The following is a 7,193-nucleotide window of genomic DNA, read 5'->3' on the forward strand; positions in this document are numbered from 1 at the left end:
CGAGCGCGGTCAGCGCGGCGGCTCCATGTTCCGCGGTCACTTGGCCCAGGCTGGGCGGACCGGCGAGACAATCCACATGTACGAAGTCGACGACCCGCCCGTCGCCGCTCGACGCCGGCACGCCCACGTGCTGGCGGACCTCGATCGGCAACCGTCCAGACGCCACATGGGCTTCGATGGCCTTGCGGTCCCCGAACACGATCACCTCAGCGACCGCCTGAACGCGGGGGTCGAGAGCTGTCTTCAGCGCGATCTCCGGACCGACCCCGCCGGGGTCCCCCACGGATATGCCGACCCTCTTGCGCCCTGGGCCGCTCACAGCGGCAGCGCCATCAGCGTATCGACCCGCGAGCTGTCGCACACGACGATGCGTTCCCGCAGGCGGATGGCTTCCGGGGTGACGCGCAGGATGTCCTGATAGACGCCCGTCGCGAAGAGTGTGCTCTGGCCGTCGCGCATGATGCGCACCACCATGAAGCTCGTTTCCGCGCGGACGGTCTCCCCATCGACCTGCGTGACCCACGGGCGTCCGATCATATGTCGGTAGCTCTGGCCCTCGTAGATGTTGGCGTCTCGCAACGATTTCACGCGATCCTGCAGCATCGCCCGTGAGTCGGCGTAGATCACGCCGAACGGCAAACCAGCCTCCACGTTCTCGCGCGACGTGACCTTGTAGATGCAGTCGAGCTCGAAGAAGTCGGGCCAGCGCTCGAGATCGTCGGTGTCGATCGCCCTCGCGTAGTCCTCCATCACGTAGCCGAGGGCGGCGCTGAACTCGCTGCGTTCTTTCAAACTGGAGTTCATCACAGGCTCACGAGCTGGCGATATTGCTTCCAGAACCCGCGGATGGAGTTTTCCGAAGCGCGGGAGGTGGAGGTTTCCGTGCTGCTTCCGCCCATCAGCACCACGGTCGATTCGTTGGGCGAGCCCGCGGAGCCGCGCTGCACGAAGCCGCCGACCGCCCCATCTTCCATCGACACGAAGCCCGCCGGACCGACCAAATTCGCGTGCTTCATCCGCGTCACCTGCATTTGTTCGTCGTCATCCTCGAAACCGATCAGGTTCCAGATCAGATGGGTCTCCTCGGTCCCCTTCGGCTGGATGTGGCGGATGGCGAGGCTGTTATGGATGGCCTGGAGCACGAAGCCCGGGAAGACGGACAGGATCTGCACGTGGCAGCCGTCGCCGAACTCGTCGACGATGTTCAGCACGCTCTTGTCCTGCAGCGTGAACTGCTCCTCCTGGTTGGCGCGCAGGCGCTCCTTATCGAACTCCGAATCCTCGCCGCCCTGGTGGGTCAGCGAATAGCTCACGTGGTTGCCGCCGGACTCCGAAACAATCACGCCGCCGCCCTGAGACAGTCTGGACACCTTGAAGGTCGCGAAGAAGGTGTGCAGCAGACTGGAGTGGTAGGTGTCCTTGACGTTCTCGAAGTACAGCTTCCAGTTGTTCGGAAGCACCTGGTTGTACGAGCCGTAGATCCGCAGCGGCTTGTGCAAAACGCGCCTGAGGCGCGCCAGCACGGGCTCGCCGATGTATTCCTCGATGGGCGGCGTTTCGTCCGACAGTGTCCCGAAGACCAGGCCGCAGAGCGTCGTGACCCGCAGCTTGCGCGGACCGTAGTGCGCACGGTCGAAGTCCGACGGCATTCCGCCTTCGCCGTTGACGCCCCGCGAGAAGGTGGCGTTCAGCAGGTTGCCTTCGCAGTCGTGCCGCCAAGCGTGATAGACGCACACGAAGTCCTTGGCGTTACCCTTGTTCTTCAGCGCCAGCAGCGCGCCGCGATGGGCGCACCGGTTCTCGAAGGCGTGGACGCCGCCGTCCGTCGCGCGGGTCACCACCACGGGCATTTCGCCGACGAAGGTGGTCTTGTAGTCCCCGGGTCGCGGAATCTCGACTTCAAGGCCGAGGTAGTTCCAGACTGGGCCGAAGTAGATGCTCTCCTGCTCCTGGCGGTACACCTCGGGGTCGTCGTACACCCAGTAAGGCACGCGAGTGAGGTCGTCGCCGGGCCAGGGCGTCCTGCTGGATTGGGTCATTCCGACTCCTGCGAACTGTCGTGGGCGCTCATGAAGGCGTGAACCAGCGCGCCGGTCTGGCGCGTGTGCTCGAGAAGGAGATTGCAGGCCCGGTCCTTGTCGCGGGCCAGCACCGCTTCGACGATTTCTACGTGCTCGCGGGCCACGTTTCGCTGTGGTGGCTGTTTCGTGAAGTAAAGGCGGCGGTAGCGGTCGGCTTGATCGTGCAGCTGGCCGCAGATCTGCTGCAGCATCGGCATGTCGCATCCGGACACTAAACACAGGTGGAATTCGCGGTGCGCCCGCTCCCATTCGGCGAGGAAAGGGACGAAGCCGTCCATCTGCTCGATGCGGGTCAGGCGGTGGGAGACGGCGACCAGGGACTCCTCCCAACGGAGGTCCCCATGCTCGATCGACTCGCGCAGCGCGTAGGGCTCCAAAATGGCCCGAAGCGCGATGACTTCCTGCAAGTTGCGCGACGAAGCCTGGGCCACCCGGAAGCCGCGCTGGTCTTCGCTGACCACGAAGCCCTCCCCGCACAACCTGAGCAAAGCCTCGCGCACCGGGCTGAGGCTGACGCCATAGGACGCGCCCAGTTCCTCCAGTCGCAGGCGCGAGTCCGGCGCGAAGGAGCCGGAAAGTATGGCCGTCCGAAGCTGGTCGGTCAGGCTGCTGGCAATGCTCGATTTGCTCGCCACGTCGGCGCCTTTGATGTGGGTCGGTGAGGACCGTCGGGTACGATTTCGAATGACCGCAATAATTTCGAAAATCCTACAAAGCAACGAAATTCGACACGCCCGCACGATTCAGCTCCCGCCGCGCTGCGGTCGGCGCCTACGCCCCTGATCTGCACCTGTCGGTTGGCCGATGGAACGCTTCCGCAGCCGCGACCGGCTGCCAGCCGGCGCGCCGGCGCGCTCGCCTAAGCCCTGTGACCGGCGTGCGCCGTCAACGATTTTGCGCACGCAGCACGCGCCACAACCGCTCCAATCGGGCGCACCGCTCCGCCGCTTGGCTGAGCGGTGCGCGGTCAGGGTCGGAAGAATTGCGCCAGACTAGGAACGAGTCGCCGTCAAACTGACGCCATCCGGCTCGGCCTTGGCCATCGCGCGCTGATAGGCAGGCCGTGCGCCGATCCGCTTCACGTAGGCCTTTACGTTCGGATAGTCCTCGATCGTTGCGCCGCTGAACGCGCGCCCCGTCGTCAGATTGAACACCATCATGATGTCCGCAGTCGTCAGATTGCGACCGCCGAAGAACTGCGCCTCGCCTAGCCGCCCCTCGATCATCGTCCAGGCGCGACGGCTGCGCTCAGCTACGAACCCCGCCATCGGGTTGCTGTCGCCGCCGTTCTTCAACAGCATTTGCATCGTGAGCGTCGCCCCGAACGTCGCGTTGCTCCAGTGGAACCAAAAGAGGTGGTCGGCGAAGTCGGGATCGTCCGGTCCAGGCGTGAGACGCCCGTCCCCATATCGCGCGCAGATGTAGTTGCAGATCGCCCCGCTCTCGCCCAGGACCAGTGCGCCGTCAGTGATCACCGGAGCGATCCCCATCGGATGCAGCGCTTTGTAGTCGTCCGGGGCCAGCGGACGGTCCGCCCGCCGCGCGTAGCGCTTGAGTTCGTAATCAATACCCAGCTCTTCGCAGAGCCACACGATCCGTTCGGATTGCGAAATCCCTAGGTGATGAACGGTCAGCATGTGGCCCTTCCCTCCAGGCGCGTATCGCGCAACGCAGCGCCATACACCACGCGGCCGCGCACTGGCGAGGCTTGATGATCGAGCGAGAGCGGCGCTGAATCATGGGACCGCGTCAGTTGCACGCTGGCCGAGTGCGGATTGTGTGCTCGTGCTGTGAGATGCGGGAAGTCGTTCCAGAGCGTTAACCGGAACGCGAGCGGCGCCCCTGGGACTGATTGGCGACCTTCGAGGCTGAAGCTTCACCTGTTTCTAGATCGGCGGCCGCTGGCTTATCGATGAGCACCTCTACGTACTGAGGCAGCCCCCGTCGCAGGCGCTCGATCCCGCCGTCCAACGCATGCATAACCGTGCTTTCTACGGCCCCCATCAGCAGGTCGGAATAGGTTCTCGCATCGATGTCGCTGCGCACCGCGCCAAGAGCTTGGCCGACTTTGATATCCATCTCCAGGTCGCGTCGCCATCCGCCTCTGACGTCGTCCACGTGAGTTCTCAGGTCGGGTAAGCTGTAGCGGGACTCCAACGCGAGTAACTGGAAAGCTACTGCGCCTTCAGGATATTTCATCGTGTTCGCGAGGTGGGTGTCGAGCCTCGCGCGCACCGCATCAAGCCCCTGCAGACCCGCCACCGCGCTCTCGATCTGCGAATTGCACCAGCCGGACATTGAGGTGATCAGTGCCTCGAGCAGCCCAGATTTGCTCCCGAAACGCATCGTGGGAAGGCCACTGCTATAGCCTGCCGCCAATCCGATCTCCGACAACGTAGCTTGTCCCAAGCCCTTTTGCGCTATGAGCACAGTGGCCGCACGTAGCATCTTCCGATCCGACTCACGTCGACGGTTAGTCTGTTTACGAGGAGAACCGTTGACCAGAGAAACGCTATTCATTCTATATGCATAGCGGTTCCAGGCCGGCACGCAACATCGCAGGCTTTCCGTTGCGTCAAAGAGCAGGCGCACGATGCTCTCTTCGCGCAGAACTAGCGGGCAATCCCCCTTGCGTCCTGACGCCGAAATCGAGCTGCGCATTGGTAAGCCCATCTTCGCCTTTGCATCAGGCGCCTCCCATATGTCGAACGAGCCAGGCCGCCACGGCCATGGCGGTTGATCAATCCTGCTCGGCAACGAGCCGGTTGGATCGGCTTGAATCACTGATACTTGGCGCCCAGCCACTAAATGCGCTTATGTGAATGTGCGCGCGCTGACCGCCTGTTTGCGAGGAAAAGACGATGGACTTCGATATCGCCCCCGAAGACGACCCGCGGCGGTTGGAGATTCGCGGCTGGCTCAAACAGCACCCCAAGCCCACCGCACGGGAACTGTTGGACTCAGGCTACGAGGTGCCGCATTGGCCGCCTCCCTATGGGCTCAGCGCCAATGCTGAGCTTCAGCTTATCGTCGACGAAGAGCTAAACCGCGCCGGCGTGCAGCGGTTCGGTCATCTGGTCGCCCAGAACAATTGCGGTCCGTCACTGCTTACGCACGGCACGGCGGAAGCGAAGGCTCGCTATCTCGAAAAGGGGCTGATGGGCGAAGAGCTCTGGTGTCAGCTTTTCAGCGAGCCCTCCGGCGGTTCGGACCTCGCGGCGCTCCGAACCACCGCTGTGCGCGACGGCGACCACTACATCATCAATGGGCAAAAGATTTGGACGTCTCTGGCCAACCACGCTCATCTCGGCTGTATCGTTGCACGGACCGATCCGCACGCAGCGAAGCACGCTGGCCTCTCCATGTTCATCGTGGAGTTGAAGAATAATCCGGGCGTCACGGTGAATCCAATCGAGGACATGACTGGCTACGAGAACGAATTTAACGAGGTGTTCTTTGACAACGTCCGAGTTCCAGCTACGAACCGGTTAGGCGAAGAAGGTGATGGCTGGCGATTGACCATGCAGATGCTCGGGAGCGAGCGAGTGCACATGGGCAAGCCTGGCGCAGTATGGGGCTACGGTCCGACCGCGCGAGACCTCATCGACGGCCTGAATTCGATTGGCAAGCTGCGCGATGTCGCCGTGGCTGAAGAGGCGGCGAAGCTCTACATTGAAGGTGAAATGATACGGCTTCTCAACTACCGCCGGCTGAGCGACCAAGTGAATGCGAAGCGGCCCGGGCCGGAATCCGCCGTCGCTAAGATGTTGGCCGCTCCCCACGGCCAGAAGCTCCTTGATCTCGCCAAGCGCGTGCACGGCCAAGCCGGCCTAATCGCAGGCGAGTCGCAATTTGCGGAACCGACGGCCCAAAGCAAAGAAATGGGTGGCCGGGGTAGTTGGGACGTGGGCTTTTGGTTCAGCCCAGCCATCACGCTCGGCGTCGGCACGCAGGAAGTTTTGAAGAATGTAGTGGGCGAACGTCTACTGGGACTTCCCCGCGAACTTGACCCATCGGCCAAAGGCGACTGGTCGGAGAACTTGAAATCGCGTGACAAGGCCGCCTGATCCACGCGAGGCGGATGCTCGCCTTCGACGCAAAACCTCGCAATTCAGGAGCCGCCTCATGCAGGTTCTCGCCCTCGATCATGCTGCGGTGCGCACTGACAAGCTGGAGGAGATGTGCTCGTTCTTTGTCCACACCTTGGGCCTCAGCGTCGGCCCCCGACCACCGGTCTCGCTGGCTGGATATTGGCTTTATGCCGGCGACCGAGCGGTGGTGCACCTTGTGGAGTGCCAGGCGACGCCGGGTCCAGCTTCAGAGGCGTCAATCGACCACTTCGCGCTGCGCGTAGCAGATTTAAACGCCGCCGCGGCGGAGCTGATCCGACAAGATACACCCTTTAACGAAGCGACAGATCCGTCGGGCGCGCTGACCCAGTTGTTTATACGGGCCCCGAACGGAATGCGCGTGGAGCTGACCGGACCCAATCCCAGGCTTTGAGCGCGCGGCGCGTTAGCGTTAGGGGCGACAACGGTGGGGCCTTGGGCGTGCTCGCCACTCCTGCATGCCCACGGTAGTTACGAACCGCCCGATACAGGGTGTTGGATCGCGTCCCGCTCGAGCCGAAACCGCCGATCGATCGCTCGCGACGCGACGTAGTAAGCGACCGCCGCCAGCAAAAAGACTGGCGCCAATCCTAGGAGCCCGAACAGCAAAGAGCGCTCACCGTGTACGCTAGCAACGTTGTCACTGATCAGACCTACGAGCACCGGGCCCCCGCCCAATCCAATCAGATTCACCATGAACAGCAACAGGGCGGCTGACGCGGCCCGACGCGTTGGCGGCACATTATTTTGCACTAACGCTAATGTTGGCGCGGTGTAGATATTAAGTAACGCTGAAAGCAATCCAAGAAAAAGCATCGCCAACGGCCAAGTTGGAACCCAAAGAAACCCGATGAACAACGGCAAGGCTAAGAGGCTGTTTGGAAAAGGCGTGAGCGGTGATTCCGCTTCATCGTGGTCTGTGATTCAAGCTCGGGATGTGGACCGAGCAGAGCCGTGGCCGGATGGCCAAGATCGCGAAGAAGACCAAGCGATATCCATCTGA

The 7,193-nt window shown here is 62.5% G+C and carries 7 protein-coding genes and 1 pseudogene; 2 read left to right on the forward strand and 6 right to left on the reverse strand.

The features are described 5' to 3' along the window. From Q8M88_RS12270 to Q8M88_RS12295, 6 genes and pseudogenes are all read right to left on the reverse strand, one after another. A pseudogene (locus tag Q8M88_RS12270) lies at positions 1-319 on the reverse strand (hypothetical protein); the annotation flags it as partial. Next, on the reverse strand, positions 316-804 hold the full coding sequence (locus Q8M88_RS12275) for an aromatic-ring-hydroxylating dioxygenase subunit beta (RefSeq protein ID WP_305597443.1): 489 nt from the start codon (positions 802-804) through the stop codon (positions 316-318). The gene Q8M88_RS12275 and the pseudogene Q8M88_RS12270, both read right to left, overlap by 4 nt. Then, a complete protein-coding gene (locus Q8M88_RS12280) occupies positions 804-2,039 on the reverse strand; it encodes a Rieske 2Fe-2S domain-containing protein (protein WP_305597444.1) in 1,236 nt (411 codons plus the stop codon). Before Q8M88_RS12280 ends, Q8M88_RS12275 begins: the two co-directional genes overlap by 1 nt. Beyond that, entirely contained in the window at positions 2,036-2,821 is a 786-nt protein-coding gene (locus Q8M88_RS12285; RefSeq protein ID WP_305597445.1) for a GntR family transcriptional regulator, read from the reverse strand. The genes Q8M88_RS12280 and Q8M88_RS12285 overlap by 4 nt, the downstream gene beginning before the upstream one ends. 252 nt (positions 2,822-3,073) lie before the next feature. Then, positions 3,074-3,718 (reverse strand): glutathione S-transferase family protein, encoded by a 645-nt coding sequence (locus tag Q8M88_RS12290; RefSeq protein ID WP_305597446.1) that lies wholly within the window; start codon positions 3,716-3,718, stop codon positions 3,074-3,076. 181 nt (positions 3,719-3,899) lie between these two features. Further along, a complete protein-coding gene (locus Q8M88_RS12295) occupies positions 3,900-4,673 on the reverse strand; it encodes a TetR/AcrR family transcriptional regulator (RefSeq protein WP_305597447.1) in 774 nt (257 codons plus the stop codon). Positions 4,674-4,942: 269 nt separating this feature from the next. On the opposite strand from Q8M88_RS12295, the gene Q8M88_RS12300 reads away from it, so the two are divergent. Beyond that, a complete protein-coding gene (locus tag Q8M88_RS12300; RefSeq protein WP_305597448.1) occupies positions 4,943-6,148 on the forward strand; it encodes an acyl-CoA dehydrogenase family protein in 1,206 nt (401 codons plus the stop codon). Positions 6,149-6,206: 58 nt separating this feature from the next. After that, entirely contained in the window at positions 6,207-6,584 is a 378-nt protein-coding gene (locus tag Q8M88_RS12305; RefSeq protein ID WP_305597449.1) for a VOC family protein, read from the forward strand. Positions 6,585-7,193: the final 609 nt, after the last annotated feature.

Origin of the sequence: Phenylobacterium sp. (assembly GCF_030693805.1) — a bacterium.
GTDB lineage: Bacteria > Pseudomonadota > Alphaproteobacteria > Caulobacterales > Caulobacteraceae > Phenylobacterium.

What these genes read in the sequence shown, in the direction of transcription:
- Q8M88_RS12275 (WP_305597443.1), bottom strand. Translation starts at nt 804, where the DNA reads ATGAACTCCAGTTTGAAAGAACGCAGCGAGTTCAGCGCCGCCCTCGGC.
- Q8M88_RS12280 (WP_305597444.1), bottom strand. Translation starts at nt 2,039, where the DNA reads ATGACCCAATCCAGCAGGACGCCCTGGCCCGGCGACGACCTCACTCGC.
- Q8M88_RS12290 (WP_305597446.1), bottom strand. Translation starts at nt 3,718, where the DNA reads ATGCTGACCGTTCATCACCTAGGGATTTCGCAATCCGAACGGATCGTG.
- Q8M88_RS12300 (WP_305597448.1), top strand. Translation starts at nt 4,943, where the DNA reads ATGGACTTCGATATCGCCCCCGAAGACGACCCGCGGCGGTTGGAGATT.
- Q8M88_RS12305 (WP_305597449.1), top strand. Translation starts at nt 6,207, where the DNA reads ATGCAGGTTCTCGCCCTCGATCATGCTGCGGTGCGCACTGACAAGCTG.